18 protein-coding genes, 1 tRNA gene and 1 pseudogene are annotated in these 20,657 nt (G+C 73.4%); 5 read left to right on the plus strand and 15 right to left on the minus strand.

Annotated features, from left to right (window positions below; translation table 11 throughout):
- Positions 1–30: 30 nt before the first annotated feature.
- Positions 31–507: an Lrp/AsnC family transcriptional regulator gene (locus tag ACQ614_RS27965; RefSeq protein WP_363488322.1), complete on the minus strand. Its 477-nt coding sequence runs from the start codon at positions 505–507 to the stop codon at positions 31–33.
- Between the two features lie 129 nt (positions 508–636).
- Here ACQ614_RS27965 and ACQ614_RS27970 point away from each other — a divergent pair, with 129 nt between their 5' ends.
- Both ACQ614_RS27970 and ACQ614_RS27975 read left to right on the plus strand, forming a co-directional pair.
- Positions 637–1,260, plus strand: coding sequence for a LysE family translocator (locus ACQ614_RS27970; RefSeq protein ID WP_431681543.1), 624 nt, complete (start codon positions 637–639; stop codon positions 1,258–1,260).
- A gap of 104 nt (positions 1,261–1,364) precedes the next feature.
- On the plus strand, positions 1,365–3,203 hold the full coding sequence (locus tag ACQ614_RS27975; protein WP_431681544.1) for an NAD-binding protein: 1,839 nt from the start codon (positions 1,365–1,367) through the stop codon (positions 3,201–3,203).
- Here ACQ614_RS27975 and ACQ614_RS27980 read toward each other — a convergent pair.
- From ACQ614_RS27980 to ACQ614_RS27990, 3 genes and pseudogenes are all read right to left on the minus strand, one after another.
- Positions 3,193–4,017 (minus strand): VWA domain-containing protein, encoded by an 825-nt coding sequence (locus ACQ614_RS27980; protein ID WP_431684046.1) that lies wholly within the window; start codon positions 4,015–4,017, stop codon positions 3,193–3,195. The genes ACQ614_RS27975 and ACQ614_RS27980 overlap by 11 nt on opposite strands.
- A 92-nt stretch (positions 4,018–4,109) precedes the next feature.
- A complete protein-coding gene (locus ACQ614_RS27985) occupies positions 4,110–4,886 on the minus strand; it encodes an enoyl-CoA hydratase (protein WP_431681546.1) in 777 nt (258 codons plus the stop codon).
- Positions 4,887–4,989: 103 nt separating this feature from the next.
- Positions 4,990–5,997: pseudogene (locus ACQ614_RS27990) on the minus strand (enoyl-CoA hydratase/isomerase family protein); the annotation flags it as partial.
- 97 nt (positions 5,998–6,094) lie between these two features.
- Here ACQ614_RS27990 and ACQ614_RS27995 point away from each other — a divergent pair.
- Positions 6,095–6,685 carry a hypothetical protein gene (locus tag ACQ614_RS27995; protein ID WP_431681547.1) on the plus strand — a complete coding sequence of 197 codons (591 nt, stop codon included), beginning with the start codon at positions 6,095–6,097 and terminating at the stop codon, positions 6,683–6,685.
- 31 nt (positions 6,686–6,716) lie between these two features.
- On the opposite strand, the gene fahA is transcribed toward ACQ614_RS27995, so the two are convergent.
- The 7 genes from fahA to ACQ614_RS28030 all read right to left on the minus strand — a co-directional run bounded on the left by fahA (position 6,717) and on the right by ACQ614_RS28030 (position 13,923).
- The gene (gene fahA / locus ACQ614_RS28000) at positions 6,717–7,925 is read right to left on the minus strand and encodes a fumarylacetoacetase (RefSeq protein ID WP_431681548.1); all 1,209 of its coding nucleotides are present in this window, start codon (positions 7,923–7,925) and stop codon (positions 6,717–6,719) included.
- The gene (locus ACQ614_RS28005) at positions 7,922–8,734 is read right to left on the minus strand and encodes a hypothetical protein (protein WP_431681550.1); all 813 of its coding nucleotides are present in this window, start codon (positions 8,732–8,734) and stop codon (positions 7,922–7,924) included. Before ACQ614_RS28005 ends, fahA begins: the two co-directional genes overlap by 4 nt.
- A complete protein-coding gene (locus tag ACQ614_RS28010) occupies positions 8,731–9,930 on the minus strand; it encodes a homogentisate 1,2-dioxygenase (RefSeq protein WP_431681551.1) in 1,200 nt (399 codons plus the stop codon). The genes ACQ614_RS28005 and ACQ614_RS28010 overlap by 4 nt, the downstream gene beginning before the upstream one ends.
- A 27-nt stretch (positions 9,931–9,957) precedes the next feature.
- Positions 9,958–11,166 carry a 4-hydroxyphenylpyruvate dioxygenase gene (gene hppD / locus ACQ614_RS28015; RefSeq protein ID WP_431681552.1) on the minus strand — a complete coding sequence of 403 codons (1,209 nt, stop codon included), beginning with the start codon at positions 11,164–11,166 and terminating at the stop codon, positions 9,958–9,960.
- Positions 11,167–11,331: 165 nt separating this feature from the next.
- Complete coding sequence (locus ACQ614_RS28020) at positions 11,332–12,624, minus strand: phosphoribosyltransferase family protein (protein ID WP_431681553.1); 1,293 nt, start codon at positions 12,622–12,624, stop codon at positions 11,332–11,334.
- Positions 12,625–12,677: 53 nt separating this feature from the next.
- Entirely contained in the window at positions 12,678–12,977 is a 300-nt protein-coding gene (locus ACQ614_RS28025) for a putative quinol monooxygenase (protein WP_431681555.1), read from the minus strand.
- Between the two features lie 37 nt (positions 12,978–13,014).
- Positions 13,015–13,923, minus strand: coding sequence for a hypothetical protein (locus ACQ614_RS28030; RefSeq protein ID WP_431681557.1), 909 nt, complete (start codon positions 13,921–13,923; stop codon positions 13,015–13,017).
- Between the two features lie 370 nt (positions 13,924–14,293).
- Between ACQ614_RS28030 and ACQ614_RS28035 the strand changes: the two genes are divergently transcribed.
- Positions 14,294–15,526 (plus strand): M28 family metallopeptidase, encoded by a 1,233-nt coding sequence (locus ACQ614_RS28035; RefSeq protein ID WP_431684047.1) that lies wholly within the window; start codon positions 14,294–14,296, stop codon positions 15,524–15,526.
- A gap of 49 nt (positions 15,527–15,575) precedes the next feature.
- Here ACQ614_RS28035 and ACQ614_RS28040 read toward each other — a convergent pair whose 3' ends face one another.
- The 4 genes from ACQ614_RS28040 to ACQ614_RS28055 all read right to left on the minus strand — a co-directional run bounded on the left by ACQ614_RS28040 (position 15,576) and on the right by ACQ614_RS28055 (position 19,446).
- The gene (locus ACQ614_RS28040; RefSeq protein WP_431681558.1) at positions 15,576–17,282 is read right to left on the minus strand and encodes an acyl-CoA dehydrogenase family protein; all 1,707 of its coding nucleotides are present in this window, start codon (positions 17,280–17,282) and stop codon (positions 15,576–15,578) included.
- A complete protein-coding gene (locus ACQ614_RS28045; RefSeq protein ID WP_431681559.1) occupies positions 17,282–17,848 on the minus strand; it encodes a PadR family transcriptional regulator in 567 nt (188 codons plus the stop codon). Before ACQ614_RS28045 ends, ACQ614_RS28040 begins: the two co-directional genes overlap by 1 nt.
- A gap of 116 nt (positions 17,849–17,964) precedes the next feature.
- Positions 17,965–18,039, minus strand: a tRNA-Ser gene (locus ACQ614_RS28050).
- Between the two features lie 42 nt (positions 18,040–18,081).
- On the minus strand, positions 18,082–19,446 hold the full coding sequence (locus ACQ614_RS28055; RefSeq protein ID WP_431681560.1) for a hypothetical protein: 1,365 nt from the start codon (positions 19,444–19,446) through the stop codon (positions 18,082–18,084).
- A gap of 82 nt (positions 19,447–19,528) precedes the next feature.
- Here ACQ614_RS28055 and ACQ614_RS28060 point away from each other — a divergent pair, with 82 nt between their 5' ends.
- Positions 19,529–20,572 carry a winged helix DNA-binding domain-containing protein gene (locus tag ACQ614_RS28060; RefSeq protein ID WP_431681561.1) on the plus strand — a complete coding sequence of 348 codons (1,044 nt, stop codon included), beginning with the start codon at positions 19,529–19,531 and terminating at the stop codon, positions 20,570–20,572.
- Positions 20,573–20,657 lie beyond the last annotated feature (85 nt).

The raw sequence follows: 20,657 nt of genomic DNA on the forward strand, positions 1-20,657 counted from the left end.
GCAATCGGGGAGCTGCCGAACGGCGGCGCGTCAGGGGCGGCCCGGTGCGGAGGGCAGCACCGGCAGGCCCGCGTCGCCCTTCACCCGCTTCATCGTCATCAGCGAGTTGACCTGCGCGATCCCCGGCAGACCGGACAGTACGTCGGTGATGAAGCGCTCGTACGCGGCGATGTCGGCGACCGCGATCCGCAGCAGGTAGTCCGGCTCGCCGAACAGCCGGTGCGCCTCCACCACCTCCGGCAGCGCGGCGACCCGCTCCTCGAACTCCGCCACCGTCGCCCGGTCCTCGTGCCGCATCACCACCGTCACGAACGGCTGGAAGCCCCGGCCGACCGCCGCGCCGTCCAGCAGTGCCCGGTAGCCGCGGATCACCCCGTCCTGCTCCAGCTGCCGTACCCGGCGCAGGCACGGGGACGGCGTCAGGCCCACCCGCCCGGCCAGCTCGGCATTGGTCAGCCGGCCGTCCTGCTGGAGCTCGTGGAGGATTCTGCGGTCAGTGCGGTCCATGGCGCAATATTCTGCCAAAGGACCCCGCTGAACTGCACAAACAGGTCATCGGCTGCCTCGCCTCCGCCGCTAGCGTCGTCACCGACAGCGACATTCCCGCCCCCAGGCACCGCGGAGACACCGAAACCCATGGACGCACACGCCCTGCTGCTCTTTCTGGGGGTCGACCTCCTCCTGGTCTGCACCCCCGGGCCCGACTGGCTGCTCATCGCCGCCCGCGGGCTCGGCCAGGGCCGCCGCACCGCCCTGCTCGCCGTGGCCGGTGTCTGCGCCGGCTACGCCGTCCACACCCTGCTCTCCGCCGCCGGCCTCGCCGCCGCCCTGCGCGCCGTCCCCGCCGCCCTCCCCACCCTCCGCTGGGCCGGCGCCGCCTACCTCGCCGTCCTCGCCGTCACCATGCTCCTCTCGCTGCGCCGCGACGGCGGCCGCCTCCCCGAGGCCCGGCCCCAGCCCGCCCGCGCCGTCCTGCGGCAGAGCGTGCTCACCGCCCTGCTCAACCCCAAGGGCCTGCTGCTCTACCTCTCCCTCGTCCCGCAGTTCGTCGACCCCGACGCCGCCCTCCCCGTCGCCGGCCAGGTCCTCACCCTCGGTGCCCTCAACGTCCTCAGCTGCGCCGCCGTCTACACCGCCGTCGCCCTCGCCGCCGGCCGCGCCCGCAGCTCCCTCGGCTCCACCCCCACCGCCGCCCGCCGCATGACCGCCGTCTCCGCCCTCCTCCTTCTCTTGGTCTCCGGCATCACCGCCACCGCCTGAGCACGGCTGACGGCCGAGCACCCGTGGCGCAGGCCACAACTGATCACGCGTCAGACACCTTTCCGCCGCCCGGTGGACGGGTGGGGCGCATACGCTTCATCGGTATGACAGGGGACGGACACCGCGGGCACTACATCGTGTGCGGGGGGAATGCGCTGGCGCACCGGCTGGTGCTGGAGCTGACCGAGCACTACGAGGTTCCGGTGGTCGCGGTGGTGCCGGACCTGGCGCGGGACCACGGGCCGCGGATCGGGCGGCTGCCCGGGGTGGCGGCGGTGCTGGAGCACGGGTCGGTGACCGAGGAGGCGCTGCGGGCCGCCGGGGTGGCCGGGGCGCTCGGCATCGCGCTGGTGGACGGCGACGACCAGCAGAACATCCATGCCGCGCTCACCGCACAGGGCGCCAACCCGGGCATCCGGATCGTGCTGCGGATGTTCAACCAGCGGCTCGGCGAGCACATCGAACGGCTGCTGCCCAACTGCGCGGCGCTCTCCGGCTCCGCGACCGCCGCCCCCGCCTTCGCCAACGGCGTCCTCGGCCGCCCCAACTCGGTGCCCGTCGGCGGACGCTACCTGTACGTGGCGTACGACGAGGACATCGGCGAGGGGCGGCTCTGCCTGGTCGCCGACCGGATCGACCGGCAGGACCTCTCGCGGCTCCGCCTGCTGCCCGAGACCGCCGGCCGGGCGGCCGAATTCATCGCGCTGGCCCGAAGATTCGGCGACAACGGCCCGCCCGGCGCGGACCCCTCGGCCCCGCCCCCGCCGACCGGGGAGCAGGGCGGCCTCGCCGCCCTGCAGGCGCTGGCCTCCGAACCCCCGCTGCGCATCCCCTGGACCTCCCGGCTGCGCTGGACCCTGCTCGACGCCCTGCGGTACGTCACCGGCGCCCGGATGCGGCTCGTCCTGAGCACCGCGCTGGCCGCCGTCCTGCTGAGCACCGCCGTGCTCTACCTGGCCCACCGCGACCTCGGCTGGACGCTCTACCTCGCCCTGCTCGACCTCGCGGGGGCGGCCCAGCCGGACGACCCCGGGCAGGGCGGGCCGTGGACCAGGCTGGCGCAGGTGGTGATCACCTTCTGTGGGATCACCTTCATGCCGGTGGCCACCGCGATCGTGGTCGAGGCGCTGGCCAGCGGACGGCGCGGGGTGCCGCGGGCCCCGGGGGCCGGCGTGCGCGGGCACGTCGTCGTGGTCGGCCTCGGCAGCGTCGGCATCCGGGTGGCCGCACTGGTGCACGAGACCGGGGTGCCGGTGGTCTGCGTGGAGCGCGACCCGCAGGCCCGCGGCATCGCGGCCGTCCGCGCCCTGGGCATCCCGGTGCTGGTCGGCGACGCCCCGCTGGAGAGCCAGCTGCGCCGCGCCCGCATCCACCGGGCCCGCGCCCTGGCGGCGGTCACCAGTGACGACGCGGCCAACCTGGAGGCCGCACTGGAGGCCCGGGCCGTCCGTCCGGACGTGCGGATCGTCGTCCGGCTCTTCGACGACGACTTCGCCCACCACGTGTACGCGACGCTCGGCAACGTCGCCTCCCGCTCGGTGTCCTACCTCTCCGCACCGGCCTTCGCGGCGGCGCTGATGGGCCGCGAGGTGCTGGGCACGCTGTCGGTCTACCGCCATGTGCTGCTGATCGCCGAGCTGGTCGCGGACGACGCCTCCGGGCTGGTCGGCCGGGACCTGCGGAGCATCGAGGCGCCGGACGGCGTGCGGGTGATCGCCGTCCGCCTCGCCCGCCACCCCGGCGACCTGCAGTGGAACTTCGCCGATCGGGGCCACCGGCTGGAGGCCGGGGACCGGATCGTGGTGGCGGCCACCCGCAGCGGCCTGGCCCGCCTCGGCCCGCCGTCGGCGCCCGAGCCCGCGCCGGGTCCGCCCGGTCGGAACGGCCGGAACGGCCTGCCGCGGCAGCCGGAACCACCCGCGGAGGAGCAGCTCAGCCCGTGATGCCGGCCGCCCGCGCAGCCTCCAGCCAGGCAGGGTAGGCGGCCAGCAGCCGCCCGTACAGGGCGTCGTCGGCCAGCGAGCGGGGGTTCTTGCCGGTGGCGCAGAACCCGGCGTTCGGGGTGGCCCGGCCGTCCAGGCCGGCCAGCGAGCGGAGGAAGGCGAAGTGCTTGGCGTCGTACTCGCCGAAGCCCAGGAACTGCCAGAAGACGGGCAGCTCGGAGCTCTCCCGGAGCAGCGCGGCGACGTCCTTCTTGTCGAAGGCCGCGCCGTCCGTCTGGAAGACGACGAAGGCCGGGTCGGTGGCCCCGCACGCGCGGTAGTGCGCGAGGACGGCCCGCATGGCCGGTGCGTAGCGGGTGCCGCCGAACTTCGCCCCGACCGCCGTCCGGACCTGCTGCACGGCGCCCTCGTGGCGGCCGATCACGACCTCCTGCGGCTCGTACGCCCGGTCGTTGAAGAGCACCACGGGCACCGTGCCGTCGTCGTCGAGGTTGGCGGAGAGCGCCAGCGACTGCTCGGCGAGGCGCTGCACGGAGCCGTCCCGGTAGAGGCCGCTCATCGAGGCGGAGTGGTCGAGCACCAGGTAGACGGCGGCGCGGCGGCCGTCCAGGCCCTGCTTGCGCAGGGAGACGCCGGCGGTCTTGTAGAGGGAGACCAGGGTGGGGGCGGTGGCCTGAAGCTTGGTCAGGCTGATGGCCGGTCCGGCCCCGGTGCCCGCGCGGACGGACGTCCCGGACGAGGCCGGCGCCGGAGTCGTGGGGGCCGCGGCCGGGGCCGCCTTGCCGCGCCTGCGCCGCCGGAAGAACATCCACATGCTCGGACCCCCCTGGTCTCGTACGGGGTGCGATCGTCGCAGGCAGCGGCCCCGGGCGCAACGACTGCGCTCCGGGGCCGGGCCGCGGGGTGTCAGCGGTTCTGGAAGTCCGGCTTGCGCTTCTCGGCGAAGGCGGCCATGCCTTCCTTCTGGTCGGCGGTGGCGAAGGCGGCGTGGAACATGCGGCGCTCGAAGCGGACGCCCTCGGCGAGGGTGGTCTCGAAGGCGCGGTTGACGCTCTCCTTCATCATCACGGCGGCCGGGGCCGACATGGCGGCGACGGTCTCGGCGACGGCCATCGCCTCCGACATCAGGTCGGCGGCGGGGACGATGCGGGAGACCAGGCCGGCCCGCTCGGCCTCCTCGGCGTCCATCATGCGGCCGGTGAGGCACAGCTCCATGGCCTTGGCCTTGCCGACGGCGCGGGTGAGGCGCTGGGAGCCGCCGATGCCGGGGATGACGCCGAGCTTGATCTCGGGCTGGCCGAACTTCGCGGTGTCGGCGGCGAGCAGGATGTCGCAGAGCATCGCCAGCTCGCAGCCGCCGCCCAGGGCGTAGCCGGCGACGGCGGCCACGACCGGCTTGCGCAGGTCGCCCAGGCGGTCCCAGGGGCCCAGCCAGTCGTCCAGGTAGACGTCGGGGAAGCGGTTGTCCTGCATCTCCTTGATGTCGGCGCCGGCCGCGAAGGCCTTCTCCGAGCCGGTGATGATCAGACAGCCGATCCCCGGGTCGCGGTCGAAGGCGGTGGCGGCGGCCACGACCTCCTTCATCACCTGGGTGTTCAGCGCGTTGAGCGCCTTCGGCCGGTTGAGCGTGATGATCCCGACGCGGTCCTTGCGGTCCACCAGGATCGTCTCGTACTCGGTCATCGTCGTTGACTCCCTTCGCGGCGCCGCGGCTCGGCGCGCACCCTGACGGTGGATACGATCTCCGACCGGCCGGTCGGTGCGCCAGTCTCGCCAGGCCGAGCGGGTCGCCGGCCGGCGCGAAGTAGCGTGCCACGTCCTCCTCCGTGACGTCGGCGAGCGCGGCCGGCTTCCACTGCGGGTTGCGGTCCTTGTCCACCACCTGGGCGCGGATGCCCTCGACCAGGTCGTGCGAGTCCAGGGCGGCGCAGGAGACCAGGTACTCCTGCTCCAGGGTCTCGCCGAGGCTGCGGTGGCCGCGGGCGCGGCGCAGTGCGGCGAGGGTGGCCTTGAGGGCGGTCGGCGACTTGCTGCGGATCTCCGCGGCGGCGGCCGCGGCCCCCGCCTCGTCGGCGGTGTCCAGCCGGTCGAGGATCTCCTCGACGGTGTCGGCGGCGTAGCAGCGGTCGATCCACTCCCGTCGGCCGGCGAGGGCGGCGGCGGGCGGCTCGGCGGTGTGGGCGGCGAGCGCCTCCTCGGGGGAGGTGTCGGCGAGGGCCGCGGTGAAGGAGTCCAGAGCGGTGCTGGGCACGAAGTGGTCGGCGAAGCCGCAGAGCAGGGCGTCGCCGGGGCCCATCGAGCCGGAGGTGAGCGCCAGGTGGGTGCCGAGTTCGCCGGGGGCGAGGGCGAGCAGCCGGCTGCCGCCGACGTCGGGCACCAGGCCGATCCTGGTCTCCGGCATGGCGACGTTCGACCGCTCGGTGACGACCCGGACGGAGCCGTGCGCGGAGAGGCCGACGCCGCCGCCCATGGTGATGCCGTCCATCACGGCGACGTACGGCTTGGGGTAGCGGGAGATCAGGTGGTTCAGCCGGTACTCGTCGGCGAAGAAGACGCGGGCGCCGGCCCCGCCGGCCCGTGCCTCGTCGTGCAGCGCCCGGATGTCGGCGCCCGCGCACAACCCGCGCTCCCCGGCGCCGGTGAGCACCACGGTGCGGACGGCGTCGTCCTCGGCCCAGGCCAGCAGCACGTCCCTGATCTCCAGGAGCATCCCGTGGGTGAGCGCGTTGAGCGCCCTCGGCCGGTCCAGGACGATCCGCCCGGCCATGCCGTCCCGCCGGAACTCCGTACTCATGGGCTCTTCTCTCGTGTCTCGAATGCCGCGCCGCTGGAAACGATACGGGTGACCGGCGGCGGGCCGGTCGAGGCCCGGAGGGGGAGCGGTGGGGACGGTGCTGGACGTCGTTGTGACGGTGGTCCTGGTGGGACTGGTGCTGCGGGCCCTGGCCGGGCGGGGGACGACGCCGCTCGGCCTGCTGGCCGCCCTGGCGGTGACCGGGCTCGGCCTGTGGCGGGGGCTGGGCGCCGGGCCGGGCTGGCTGGTGGTGCTGACCGTGGTCGCGCTGCTGGTGACGGTCGGGCAGCTGGGGCTGGCCTTCGCGGTGGGCCGCCGGATCCGGCCCGCCGACCCGGAGGAGCTGCGCGCGGAGGTCCTCGGCCTGGCGGGCCGGGAGTCGGCGGCGCCGGAGCAGATGGTGCTGGCGGTCGCGCCGACCGGAGCCGTCATGCTCCAGGGCGTCCGGCCCGGCGCCGTGGTGCTGACCTACGGCTGCCCGCTCTGCTTCGTGGAGGAGACGGTGGACGCGCTGGTCGGACCGGAGGCCCCGGTGGTCGCCGCCTACCGGAGCCAGGTCGGCGGGGGAATCAACCGGCTGGTGGAGCTGCGCCGCGGCACGATCGACGGCCGGTGGCACGCCGACCTGCGGCCGGTGAACGGGCCGAAGCGGCCGTTCCGGCCGCCGTTCTGCCCGGTCCACACCTGAGCGGCGGACCGTGCGGAACGGCGGCCGCCCGTCAGGGCAGGATCCGGCCGGTGACCTCGCCGAAGCCGATCCGGCTGCCCTCGGCGCCGGGTGCGGTCGCGGTGATGGTCACCTCGTCGCCGTCCTCCAGGAAGGTGCGGGTGGTGCCGTCGGGGAGCTTGATCGGGTGCTCGCCGTTCCAGGTGAGCTCGATCAGCGCGCCGCGGGTGTCCGGCTCCGGGCCGCTGACGGTGCCGGAGGCGTACAGGTCGCCGGTGCGCAGCGAGGCGCCGTTGACCGTCATGTGGGCGAGCTGCTGGGCGGCCGTCCAGTACATGGCGGCGAACGGCGGCCGGGAGACCGGGTGGCCGTTGAGCGCGACCTCCAGGGCGATGTCCAGGCCCCAGGGCTCGCCGCCGCGGTCGTCCAGGTAGCCGAGCGGTTCCACGTCGCGGGCCGGCGGGGCGACCCGGGCGTGCTCCAGGGCGTCCAGCGGGACGACCCACGGCGAGACGGAGGTGGCGAAGGACTTGCCGAGGAACGGGCCGAGCGGCACGTACTCCCAGGCCTGGATGTCGCGCGCGGACCAGTCGTTGAGCAGGCAGACGCCGAAGACGTGCTCGCGGAAGGCCGACATCGGCACGGCGGTGCCGAGCTCGCTCGGGGTGCCGACCACGAAGGCGACCTCGGCCTCGATGTCGAGCCGGCGGGACGGGCCGAAGGTCGGCGCCGCGTCGGCGGGCGCCTTGCGCTGGCCGCTCGGGCGGACGACCGGGGTGCCGGAGACCACCACCGTGCCGGCCCGGCCGTGGTAGCCGATCGGCAGGTGCTTCCAGTTGGGGGTGAGCGGCTCCGAGCCGGGGCGGAACAGGCGGCCCAGGTTGGTGGCGTGGTGCTCGGAGGCGTAGAAGTCGACGTAGTCGGCGACCTCGAACGGCAGGTGCAGTTCGACCTCGGCGAGCGGCAGCAGGCAGGGCCCGACCGCCGGGCGGTGGGTCTCGTCGGTCAGCCACTCGGTGAGGGCGCCGCGCACCTCGCGCCAGGTGCGGTGCCCGGCCGCCATCAGCGGGTTGAGCGAGTCGGCGTCGAGCAGCGCCGACGGCGCGCCGACGCCGCGGGCGGCCGCGCCCGCGTCCAGCACGCGGTCGCCGATCCGGACGCCGATCCGGCGGCGGCCGGGCTGGTCGTTCGCGCTGAACACGCCGTACGGCAGGTTGTGGATGCCGTAGGGGGAGTCCTGCGGGATGTCGAGCCAGGTCAACGGTCCTCCAGCGTGGGTGGGCGGAGCAGGCCGAGGTCGGCCAGGTCGGCGAGGGGTTCGGCGATGCTGCAGGTGCCGAAGGAGGTGAACGAACGCCGTGCAGCGGAAACCTGATCGGCCGTCAGGGCGTCGAGCGCGGAGACGAGGACGGCGGGCGAGCGTTCGTCCAGCGCCTCCACGGCACCCGCCCGGTCGCCCGCGGCGGCGGCCAGCAGCACGTTGAGGAAGCCGTGGTGCTCGAAGCCGGTCTCCGGGTCGGTGTGCCGGACGGCGTGGTGCAGCCCGGCGGTGCACTTGTACGGGACGGCCCGCTCGGCGCAGCCGACCAGGAAGGCCGCCAGCTCGCCGACCGGCGGGAAGGCGTCGGCCGTCAGCCCGCCGGTGCGGTACTTGGCCCGGTACGGGGTGCCGGCCAGGGCGTCCAGCGAGTCCTCCGGCCGACCGTCGCGCGGCAGTTCGACGGCCGCGGTGACCCCGGAGGGCAGTTCGGCGGCCAGCTGCGCCACGGTGGCGGCGACGTCGGCGGCGGCGATCTCGATGCTCACCACGTCCAGCCCGGCGGCCTCCTTGAGGGCCGCGGCCGGACCCGCGCCGCCCCCCGGCAGCACCAGCCCGACCGGCAGCGGGCCGGTGCCGGCGGTGCGCACCAGCTCGGCCAGCCGGCCGGGCCCGCACAGGAACGGGCCGACCGCCCAGGCGTACCAGGCGGTGCGGTGCCCGCGGTGGGCGGGCACCGCCTCGGCCAGCGGCAGGTCGCCGGGCGGGAACAGCGCGGCGTCGTCGAAGAGTCCTGCGAAGAGCGGCTTCACCGGACCGGCCCCCGTCCGCCCGACCACGTCCAGGCGTAGCCCGGGTCCTCGCTCGCGGTGCCGCCCTCACCGAGCTCCAGCGGCCGGAAGGTGTCGACCATGACGGCGAGTTCGTCGAAGAACTCGACGCCGATGGAGCGCTCGTACGCGCCCGGCTGCGGGCCGTGGGTGTGGCCGCCGGGGTGCAGCGAGATCGAGCCCTGGCCGATGCCGGAGCCCTTGCGGGCCTCGTAGCTGCCGCCGCAGTAGAACATGACCTCGTCGCTGTCCACGTTGGAGTGGTAGTACGGCACCGGGATCGACAGCGGGTGGTAGTCCACCTTGCGCGGCACGAAGTTGCAGATGACGAAGTTGTTGCCCTCGAACACCTGGTGCACCGGCGGCGGCTGGTGGATCCGGCCGGTGATCGGCTCGTAGTCCTCGATGTTGAAGGCGTACGGGTACAGGCAGCCGTCCCAGCCGACCACGTCGAACGGGTGGTGCGGCACGGTGTAGCGGGTGCCGACCACGCCGGTCGCGCCGCGGTGCTTGACCAGCACGTCGACGTCGGTGCCCTCGACCAGCAGCGGCCCGACCGGCCCGCGCAGGTCCCGCTCGCAGTACGGCGCGTGCTCCAGCAGCTGCCCGAACCGGGACAGGTACCGCTTGGGCGGGGTGATGTGGCTGTTGGCCTCGATGCAGTACGCGCGCAGCGGGCCGTCGCCGGTGGGCACCCAGCGGTGCGTGGTGGCCCGCGGGATGATCACGTAGTCGCCGCGGCCGACCTCCAGCGAGCCGAACACGGTCTCGACGGTGGCCTCGCCGTCCTCCACGTACACGCACTCGTCGCCGAGCCCGTTGCGGTACAGCTCGCTGGGCGCCCCGGCGACCACGTACGAGATCCGCACGTCGGAGTTGCCGAGGACGAGGCGGCGCCCGGCCACCACGTCCGTGCCCTTCCACTCCTCGCCGAAGAGCTGGTGCAGCTTCAGGTGGCGGGGGATCAGCGGAAGGTTGGGCGTGGTGGCCTGGCTCGGCAGCTCCCAGGGCCGGGCGTCCACGATCGCCGAGGGGATACCCCGGTGGTAGAGCAGCGAGGAGTCCGAGCTGAAGCCCTCCTCGCCCATCAACTCCTCGTAGTACAGCCCGCCCTCGGGTGTGCGGTGCTGGGTGTGCCGCTTGGGCGGGATGTCGCCCAGCTGCCGGTAGTGCGCCATGTCCCGGTCTCCTCGTCAGGGGGTCGGTCAGAGGTTTCCGCGCTTCTCCTGCTCGCGCTCGATGGCCTCGAAGAGCGCCTTGAAGTTGCCCTTGCCGAAGCCCAGCGAACCGTGCCGCTCGATGAACTCGTAGAAGACGGTCGGGCGGTCGCCGATCGGCTTGGTGAAGATCTGCAGCAGGTAGCCGTCCTCGTCGCGGTCGACCAGGATGCCGCGCGACTTCAGCTCCTCGATCGGCACGCGGACCTTGCCGATGCGCTCGCGCAGCGCCGGGTCGTCGTAGTAGGAGTCCGGGGTGTTGAGGAACTCCACGCCGCGCGAACGCAGCACGTCGACGGTGGTGAGGATGTCGTTGGTGGCGAGGGCCATGTGCTGGCAGCCGGCACCGGTGTAGAACTCCAGGTACTCGTCGATCTGCGACTTCTTCTTGGCGATCGCCGGCTCGTTCAGCGGGAACTTCACCCGGTGGTTGCCGCTGGCGACGACCTTGGACATCAGCGCGGAGTACTCGGTGGCGATGTCGTCGCCGACGAACTCGGCCATGTTCACGAAGCCCATGACCCGGTTGTAGAACGAGACCCACTCGTCCATCTTGCCGAGCTCCACGTTGCCGACCGCGTGGTCCAGCGCCTGGAACAGCCGCTTCGGCGCGCCCTCGGGGCGCTGCACCTTGCTCTCGGCGACGACGTAGCCGGGCAGGTACGGGCCGTTGTAGCGGGAGCGGTCGATCAGGGTGTGCCGGGTCTCGCCGTACGTGGCGATCGCGGCGCGGCGCACGGTGCCGTTCTCGTCGGAGACGTCGTTCGGCTCCTCCAGGACGGTGGCGCCCTGGGCACGGGCGTGCGCGATGCACTTGTCGACGTCCGGCACCTCCAGCGCCAGGTCGACCACGCCGTCGCCGTGCCGGCGGTGGTGGTCCAGCAGCGGGCTGTCCGGGGAGACACCGCCCTTGATCACGAAGCGGCAGGAGCCGGAGCGCAGCACGAACGCCTTGCGGTCGCGGCGGCCGGTCTCCGGGCCGGAGTAGGCGACCAGCTCCATGCCGAACACGGCCTGGTAGAACTGCGCCGTCTGGGTGGCGTTGCCCACGACGAAGACCACCGCGTCCTGCGCGGTGACCGGGAACGGGTCGCCCGCGGGGTCGTGCTCGACCAGGCCGACGAGCGTGCGGAGCTGCTCGGCGTCGAGGCCGGCCTCCAGCTCGGCGGGGGTGAGTTCCACGGCGTTGGCGGTCATCGGTGCTCCTCCACGTTGAGGTTCTCCGCACCGCGAAGGGTCGGGCGGTGGCGGTTGCGCAGAGCTTGCCTCCGGCCGGAGGGTTGGGCAACAGCTGCTGATTCCACTGATCAATGTGTACAAGGTGAGCAGGTCGGGGCAGCCCGGGCTGTACGGATTGCCCAGTCATCGGGGTACCGGCGCAAGGTGCTCCGCGAACCACTCCGCGGCGAGGGAGGCCACCGCCTCCAGCGCCCCGGGCTCCTCGAACAGGTGGGTGGCGTCGGGCACCACCGCCAGTGCACTCTCGCAGTGCAGCTGCTCCTTCGCCCTCCGGTTCAGCTCCAGCACGGTGCGGTCGGCGCCGCCGACGATCAGCAGGGTGGGGGAGCCGACCTCCGCCAGCCGGGGCCCGGCCAGGTCGGGCCGGCCGCCGCGGGAGACCACCGCGGCCACCCGCAGATCCGGCTCGGCGGCCGCCCACAGCGCCGCCGCGGCACCCGTACTGGCGCCGAAGTAGCCGACCGGCAGCCCGGCGCAGTCCGGCCGGGCGGTGACCTCGCGGGTCACCGCAGCCAGCCGGGCCCCCAGCAGCCCGGTGTCGAAGACCTTCACCCGGTCGATCTCCTCGGCCGGCGTCAGCAGGTCGAACAGCAGGGTGCCCAGACCGGCCCGGTTGAGCTCGCCGGCCACGTACCGGTTCCGCGGGCTGCGCCGGCTGCTGCCGCTGCCGTGCGCGAACAGCACCACCCCCAGGGCGTCCTGCGGCAGCGTCAGCACGCCCTGCAGCTCCACCCCGCCCACCTCCAGCGCGATCTCCGGCGCCTCCTCCGGCCGGAGCCGGTCCGCCGCCGCCTCGTCCAGCAGGGCGATCACCTCGGCGTCGGAGGTCTGCGAGAAGTCCGTGTAGAACTCGCCGATCGCCCAGAACCTGGACGGCGTGTGCGGGCACACCAGCTCGTCCACGTCCTCGCCGAGCCGGGCCGCCCAGTCCTGCGGCGCCACCGGCACCGCCAGGACCACCCGGGCCGCGCCCCTGGCACGGACGATCCGGCAGGCGGCCAGCGCGGTCGAGCCGGTCGCCACGCCGTCGTCCACCACGATCACGGTGCGGCCCTCCAGCGGCACCGGCGGGCGGCCCCGCCGGTAGCGCTCGGCCCGGCGCTCCAGCTCGGCGCGTTCGTGCCGTTCGACCTCGGCGAGTTGCTCGTGGCTGACCCGGGCGCCGCGCACCACCGCCTCGTTGACCACCCGGGCGCCGCCCTCGCCGATCGCACCCATGCCGAGCTCCGGCTGGAAGGGCACGCCGAGCTTGCGGATCACGCAGATGTCGAGCGGTGCGCGGAGCGCCCGGGCCACCGGTGCGGCCACCGGGACGCCGCCGCGGGGCAGGGCCACCACGACCGGGTCGGCCCTGCGCCACCGCTGCAGTTCGGCCGCCAGTCGGCGGCCCGCTTCCTCGCGGTCGGTGTAGATCATGGCTGAGCCTCTCCACGTCCACCGTACGTCCGCAGGCGGGGCACACCCCAGGGCTACGGCAGGGCCGCCGCCAGGACGTCGACGTAGCGGATGTCGGGCGGGGCGGTGAGCAGCCGGGGGGCGGCCTCCATCAGGGCGGCGGCGATCCGGCCCTGGAGGTGGTACTCGCGGCCCTGGGCGTCGTCGAAGGTGTCGAAGATGCCGAAGACCGTCTCGCTCTCGCGGAAGGCGAACCAGGTCCGGGTGTCCACCTCCTCGACGGCCATCGGGAGGGCGCCCATCAGCAGTTCGGCGACCTCCTCGGCGTGCTCCGGCTTGGCCTCGATGCGGGCGAGCAGTCCGACGGGCGGCATGGGGACCTCCAGGTGTGATCGGGTGGGACGGCCGTGCTCAGGAGTGCCGGGCGAAGTCCTCCAGCGACACCGTGTACTCGCCGCTGAGGGGGGAGTGGCGCAGGCAGTAGGCCTGCGGGTACCAGCCGGGCACCTGCCAGGCCTGCGGCTGCTTGATCGGGCGGCAGGCGTCCGCCGGGTCGGCGCCCTCGGCGGCCTTCAGCGCGTCGAAGGTGATCATCGGCTCCAGGAAGGTGATCCGGGCGTCGTAGGTGCCGTAGACGAAGGTGCGCGTGAACGTGTGCCCGTGCCACTCGTCGCTCATGGGGTCGGTGAGGTGGTTGCCCATGGCGACCTGGACGATGCCCTTGTCCACGTAGTCGGCGGGCAGGTACTCGGGCGGCAGCGGCCGGGTGGCGGTGGCGTAGTCGGTGCAGTCGACCAGGGCGCCGCACGGGCCGGGGCGGATCGCCTGCCGCTCGCTGTCGGACTGCAGGTAGAAGTGGACGTCCAGGTGCGGGCGGTCGTAGACGTGCGGCGGGCCGTGGCCGGCCGGGTCCCAGTCGAGCATGGCGAAGGTCAGCGGCACCCCGGGAACGTCCCGCAGGGCCCGGGGCAGCGCGAGCTCGTACTCGTGGCCGCCGGCGCACTCGTGCACGGGGTCGACGGTGCCGTCGGCGTTGCGGTCGAAGCAGTGCCGGCCGTCGCTGGGTTCGGTGGGCAGATCGTCCAGCGAGCCTCGGGTGAGGGCGACGCCGATCTCGACGGGCTCGTTCCCGCGCAGCCGGACGTAGGTGTGTGCGGCGCCGTCGCCGAACGGGACGGGGCGGCCGTAGGCGGTGCGGACCTGGGGCGCGGCGGCGGCCGGGGCGGCGGGGAGCAGGGCGGCGGCCAGCGCGGCGGCGGCCAGCAGGTGGCGGAGGAGGGGCAGGCGGGGGAGGAGGGGCGGGCGGAGGTTCGGCGGCATGCCGGCGGGCCTTTCACTGCGGGGGCACTCCTGGCCACTGTGCCGGGATCGGGTGGCTGCGGCCCGCGCTGCTGCTCCGTCCGTGGCCCGCGGTGACCGCTTGTCAGGCGAACAGCCTTTACCGGCACGCCCCTTGACGGTAGCTTTACCGACCCCCGATCATCATGAGCGCGTCAATTGCGCGCCGACCGCCCCACCCCACCGTTCGGCGTGCCGTCAGGTCCCGTTTCTGCCCCACCGGAACTCGGAGTCCTACGTGTCCCTGCATGCCCACCGGCGTGCGCAGCGGCGATCCCGCCTGCGCCCTCCCGCCGCACTCCTCGCCGTGGCCGCCGCCAGCGTGGCCGTCACCCTTCTCGCGCCCAACGCCATGGCCCGGCCCGCTGCTGCGCCGACCGTCGCCGCGGCCCCCGACATCCCGGTCGCCAACGTCAAGGCGCACCTCGCCCAGCTGCAGTCCATAGCCACCGCCAACGGCGGCAACCGGGCGCACGGCCGGGCCGGCTACAAGGCCTCGATCGACTACGTGAAGGCCAAGCTGGACGCCGCCGGCTACACCACGTCGCTGAAGACCTTCAGCTACAACGGCGCCACCGGCTACAACCTGATCGCCGACTGGCCGGGCGGCGACACCTCGCACACGGTGATGGCCGGCTCCCACCTGGACTCCGTCACCGGGGGTCCCGGCATCAACGACAACGGCTCCGGCTCGGCCGGCATCCTCGAGGTCGCCCTGGCCGTCTCGCGGGCCGGCCTGCAGCCCACCAAGCACCTGCGGTTCGGTTGGTGGGGCGCCGAGGAGTACGGCATGATCGGCTCCAAGAACTATGTCAACAGCCTGTCCAGCGCCGATCGTTCGAGCATCGAGGCGTACCTCAACTTCGACATGATCGGCTCGCCGAACCCGGGCTACTTCGTCTACGACGACGACACCAAGCTGGACAACCTGTTCAAGACGTACTTCTCCGGCCTGGGTGTGGCCACCGAGCCCGAGACCGAGGGCGACGGCCGCTCCGACCACGCGCCGTTCAAGAACGCGGGCATCCCCGTCGGCGGCCTGTTCAGCGGCGCCGACTACACCAAGACCAGCGCCCAGGCGAGCAAGTGGGGCGGCACCGCGGGCCAGGCCTTCGACCGCTGCTACCACTCGTCCTGCGACACCGCCGCGAACATCAACGACACCGCGCTGGACCGGATGAGCGACGCCATCGCGCACGCGATCTGGACGCTCGGCACCGAGACCGCCCCGCCGCCCGGCACGGTCTTCGAGAACACCGCCGACGTGGCGATCCCGGACGCGGGCGCGGCGGTGACCTCCTCGATCACCGTCTCCGGCGTGTCCGGCAACGCCCCGGCCGCCCTGCAGGTGGGCGTGGACATCAAGCACACCTGGCGCGGCGACCTGGTGGTCGACCTGGTCGCGCCGGACGGCAGCACCTACCGGCTGAAGAACTCCAGCTCCAACGACTCGGCCGACAACGTGATCACCACCTACACCGTCAATGCCTCCAGTGAAGTCGCCAACGGAACCTGGAAGTTGAAGGTGCAGGACGTGGCCGCGCAGGACACCGGCAAGATCGACAGCTGGAAGCTGACCTTCTGACGGGAAGGGCGGAGGGGGTGCCGGAGAGGCGGCACCCCCTCCCTCGCGTTTACGGCTGCATCTCGTAGGAGCCGGACAGCGCCTCGACCTGCGCCCAGACCCGGGCGGCGCGCTCCGCGTCGGCCACCGGGCGGCGGACGTGCGCCAGCGCCCAGGCGGCCTGCTCCTCGGTGGTGGAGGACTTGCCGTGCAGCTCGGTGGCGTGCGCGGAGAAGTCCCGCACCAGGGCGTCGAAGATCTGGTCCAGGACGTCGCCGTCCACGCCGGTCAGCTCCGCCTGCTCCAGCACCAGCTGGCCGTAGACGACCAGCGCGAAGAGCTGGCCGATCTCCAGCAGGAAGTCCAGGTCCTGCTGCTGCTCGGCGCTCGGCGCGTGGGCCAGCAGCAGGGCGCACAGGCCGTCCGCCTGCTCGCGGAAGCGGGCCACGTTCGGCACGGCGGCGTGCGCGTCGTACGCGGTGCGCCAGTCGTGGAAGCGGATCGCCCCCAGGCCCCGGGCCGGGCCCTGGCGGAACAGGAACTCGTCGTCCGCGGCGTCCACCCGGCTCGGCACCGGCGCGAACTCCGCCGGGTTGAACAGGTAGTTGCCCATGAACTTGAGGATCAGCGCCAGGTTGACGTGGACGGTGCCCTCCAGCTTCGGCAGGCCGCGGATGTCCTTGGCGGCCTTGTCGAAGTAGGTGTCCGCCTCGAAGCCCTTGGCCGCGATGACGTCCCACATCAGGTCGATGACCTTCTCGCCCTCGGTGGTGACCTTCATCTTGGTCATCGGGTTGAAGAGCAGGTAGCGGCGGTCCTCCGGGGAGGCGGTGCGGAAGTAGTCCACCGACCGCGAGCTGAACAGCTTCATCGCGACCAGGCGGGCGTACGCGTCGGTCAGCTCCCGCTTCACGTGGGCGAACTCGGTGACCCGCTTGCCGTACAGCACCCGGTTGTGGGCGTGCGTCACGGCCTCGTACATCGCGTGCTCGCAGATGCCGATCGAGGCGGTGCACAGGTTGAACTTGCCGACGTTGACGGTGTTCAGCGCGGCGTCGAAGGCGGCCTTGCCGGTGTGCAGCACGTCCTCGGCGCGCACCGGGTACTCCTCCAGGCGGAACTCGCTGACGTACATCTGCGCGTTCACCACGTTCTTGACCAGGTGGTACGCCTCGTGTCGGCTGTCGGCGGCGAAGAAGACGTAGCCCTCCGGGCCCTCCACGTCGGAGCGGCGGCCGAAGACCGACACCAGGCCGGCCACGTTGCCGTTGCCGATGTAGTACTTGGAGCCGGTGGCGGTGAAGCCGCCCTCGCCGTCCGGGGTGAGCACCATGTCGGTGGAGTAGATGTCCGCGCCGTGGCTGCGCTCGGACAGGCCGAACGCCATCACGTGGCCCTCGGAGAGCAGCTGCGCCGCGCGGGCGCGGACCGCCTCGTTCTCGCTCTGCCAGACCGGGCCGAGGCCGAGGATGGTGACCTGCCAGGTGTACCAGTAGCCGAGGCCGTAGAAGCCGAGGATCTCGTTGAGCTCGGCGATCCGGGCGGTGTCCCAGCGCTTCGCCGGGTCGGCCGAGGACGGCGTCAGGAACTCCGCGAACAGGCCCTCCTTGGCGGCGAACTCCAGGAAGTCCGCGTACCAGGTGCGGTCGATGTAGGTGTCGATCAGCGCCTTCTTGCCGCGCGACTCGAACCAGTCGACGGTCGCGCGCAGCAGCCGGCGGGTGGTGTCGTCGAACTGCGCGGGGTCGTAGGTGCGCGGGTTGAACAGCTGCATCATCAGGTCCCAGGGGTCGAGGGTGGCGGGGCTTGCAGGCGGTGCAGGGTGGCGAGCACGTCGTCCAGCCAGGCGAGGATCATCCGCTCGTACTCGATGCCGCCGCGCAGCACCACGCGCTGGAGGCGCTGCTGGGCGTCGAGGGCGTCCGGGTCGGGGAAGTCCCGCTGCTCGCCGGAGAGGTAGCGGGCGAGCAGGGCGGCGTGCTCGGTGCGGTGCCGCTCGACCTCGGGGACGAGCGCGGCCGGGTCGTCGAAGGCCGCGGCCCGGATCTTCACCGCCAGCTCGTGCCGGACGGTCTCCGGTTCGACCGGCTCGCGAAGCCAGCCGACCAGGACGCCGCGGCCCTCCGCGGTGGCCGAGTACACCTTCTTGTCCGGCCGCCCGTCCTGGGCGACCTCCTCCGCGGCGACCCAGCCGTCCGCCTCCATCCGCCGCAGCACCCGGTAGATCTGCTGGTGGGTGGCGGTCCAGAAGCGCCCGATGGAGCGGTCGAAGCGGCGGGCCAGCTCGTAGCCCGACCCGGGCTGCTCCAGGAGGGAGACGAGGATCGCGTGCTCCAGTGCCATGCCCGCATCCTGCTATGCAACGAGTTGCATAGGCAATGCGGGCGCGCCGGGGTGAGACACAGCTCACGCGGGCAGGCGTCGCCGGCACGGGAGGGGGAGGAGGAAGGGGGCCCATGGGCACGGGGGCAGGATTCGAACCTGCGGCCACCTGGAAGTCGAGCCGGGCGCTCCACCGCAGAGCTTCCCGGTGCCCATGGACCGGGCAGCATCCTTCCCGCCGCGGCGGGCGGCGGTCAACGCAATTCCGCGGCCGCCGGGCGGGGCGGGCGCCCGGAGAAGACCCCGGCGGAACGGAACAGGGAGGCGAGCAGCGGGTCGGCCACGGTCACGCCGTGCACCAGCTCCGGGGTGGGCTCGAACGGTACGGCGACCGGCGCCCGCCGGGCCTGCGTCCAGCCGCTCAGCCCGGGGACCACGCCGTGCCGCCGGCACACCTGCTCGACCAGCCACTGCGGGCACTGCGCCTCGCCGCGCAGCACCTCCCACGGCAGCGGCAGTTCGGCCCACACGTCGGTGTCCGGGTGCAGCCCCCGGCCCGACCTGCGGTGCCAGTACGCCACGTCCGCGGCGACCAGCATCATCACCTTGCCGGGGCAGATCCGGGCCAGGATCTCCTCGGCGCCCATCGCCTCCAGCAGGGCGAACCAGTGCGAACGCGCCTTCGACCAGGCCCGGGCGGCCTGGTTCCAGGCGGTGGAGTCGCTGCCGCGCCGCACGATCATCGTGCTGCGGTCCGGCCGGTCCTTCTCCCAGAGCGTCTCCAGCTGCTCGGCGACCTCCAGCAGGATGCCGTACCAGCGGCCGAGCAGCAGACCGCGCTGTTCGTCCCCTACGTGCTCCAGGACCTCCGGCACCGGGTGGACGTGCGCAATGGCGAACCACTGGGCGGTGTCCGGGGCCAGCTGCCGGAACAGCGCGGCGGCCACCTCGTCGTACGGCCGGGTCTGCCCGTGGATCGTGAACCGCCCGCGCAGATTGGCCCGCGCCGTCAGGTAGGCGACGAACGCCGCCGTCACGGTGTCGGCCGCGAACAGCTCGTACGGCAGACGGGAGGCGAGGCCGCTCTTGCCGATCACGGTGATCTCGCGCCGGCGCTGCCCCTCCAGGACGCGGAGCGGCTTCTCCTCCATCCGCCGCAGCAGCCGGAACCGCTTGTTGTAGCGCCGGGCGGAGACCTCGCCGATCCCGGCCGCAGCCCGCTCGGCGCGGTTCAGCCGGTCCTCGTGGAAGTCGCTCAGGCCGTACTCCTTGCGGATCTCGGCGCCGGCCGTGCGGATGGCGGCCTCGATCCGCTCCGGGTCGTCACCGGCCTCCGGAGGCAGGACCGGCAGGGTGTCGAACAGCTCGGCCGCGGCGGCCAGTTGGCGCTGCGCACCGACCGGGCGGGCGAAGTCCTCCAGCATCGAGGTGTAGCCGTGCCAGAGGCTCTGCAGGGAGTTGCCGGCGGCCTTCTCCAGTGCCGCGCGCGTCCGCGGGCCGATCTCCGTGCCGTCGGCCTCGAACAGGTCCAGGACCGTCCGGGCGATGTCCTCGGGGCGTCTGCGCCGGTCGAGGGAGTCGTACAGCTCGCGCAGCAGGCGATCGGTGGGCGAGGGCATGCGGCCCAGGCTGGCAGCAGCGGCCCCGCGGTACCAGCGAATTTTCCCGCGCTGCCCCGAGGCCCGGCGGGAGAATGGCCGGATGGACGAGGAGGAGCTGCTGCGGCGGCGGATGCAGGCGCAGTTCGGGCGGCCGGCCGGGCGGGCCGTTGCGGTGGCCCGGGAGTCGGGGGGAGTGCAGGCCCAGGACGCCGGGGCGGCCCGGCTGGCGCTGCGGGTGCGCGGGGTGGTGGACCCGGGCGAGCCGGGGCGGGCGCTCGCCGCGGGGGAGACGGTGGTGCTGGCACTGATGCGCGGCACCCTGCACCTGGTGCCGGCCGCGGACGCGCGCTGGCTGCTCGGCCTGTTCGCCGAGCGGAACCTGGCCGCCGCCGCCCGGCGGCGGCGCGAACTCGGCCTGACCGAGGAGGTCTGCGAACGCGCGCTGGAGCTGCTGCCCGGCTTGCTGGACGTGCCGCGCAGCCGGGCCGAGCTGGTCCGCCTGCTCAACGAACAGGGCCTCGGGATCGACCCGGAGGGCCAGGCCCCGGCCCATCTGATCGGCTTCGCCGCGGCGCAAGGGGTGCTCTGCCGGGGCGCCGACGTGGCCCCGCGGCAGCCGGGCCACGTGCCGCTGCCCGCGGGCGGACCGGCCCCGGCCGACCCGGCCGCTGAGCTCGCCGCCCGCTACCTGGCGGCCTTCGGCCCGGCCGGGCCCGCCGACTTCGCGGCCTGGTCGGGCCTGCCGGTGCGGGCGGCCAGGGAGGCCGTGGCGGCGTCCGGGGCGGTGGAGGCGGGGCCGGGACTGTTCGCCGCCGCCGGTGCGGAGGAGCTGCCGGCCGGGCCGCCCGTGGTTCGGCTGCTCGGCGCGTTCGACAACTACGTGCTCGGCTACCGGGACCGGGACGCCGTGCTGCGGCCGGAGTTCGCCCGGCGGATCAATACGGGCGGCGGGATCGTCCGGCCGGCGCTGGTGGCCGACGGGCGGGTGCTCGGCTCCTGGCGCAGGGAGAAGGACGAGCTGGTGGTGAAGCCCTTCGAGCCGCTGCCCGGGGCGGTTCGGGAGGGGCTCGCGGAGGAGGCCGCGGCGGTGGCGGCGTTCCTGCAGGTCGATGCCGGGCTGAGGGTCGAGCGACCTGCCGGATGATGACAAAAGGGTGATAATCGAGCGTAAAGGTTAGATAAGGGACACAGCGGGTAAAGGGCAGTCGCCTGCCTTGTCACGGACCTTG

The sequence above is a fragment of the Kitasatospora dryopteridis genome, from assembly GCF_050749075.1.
Taxonomy (GTDB): domain Bacteria; phylum Actinomycetota; class Actinomycetes; order Streptomycetales; family Streptomycetaceae; genus Kitasatospora.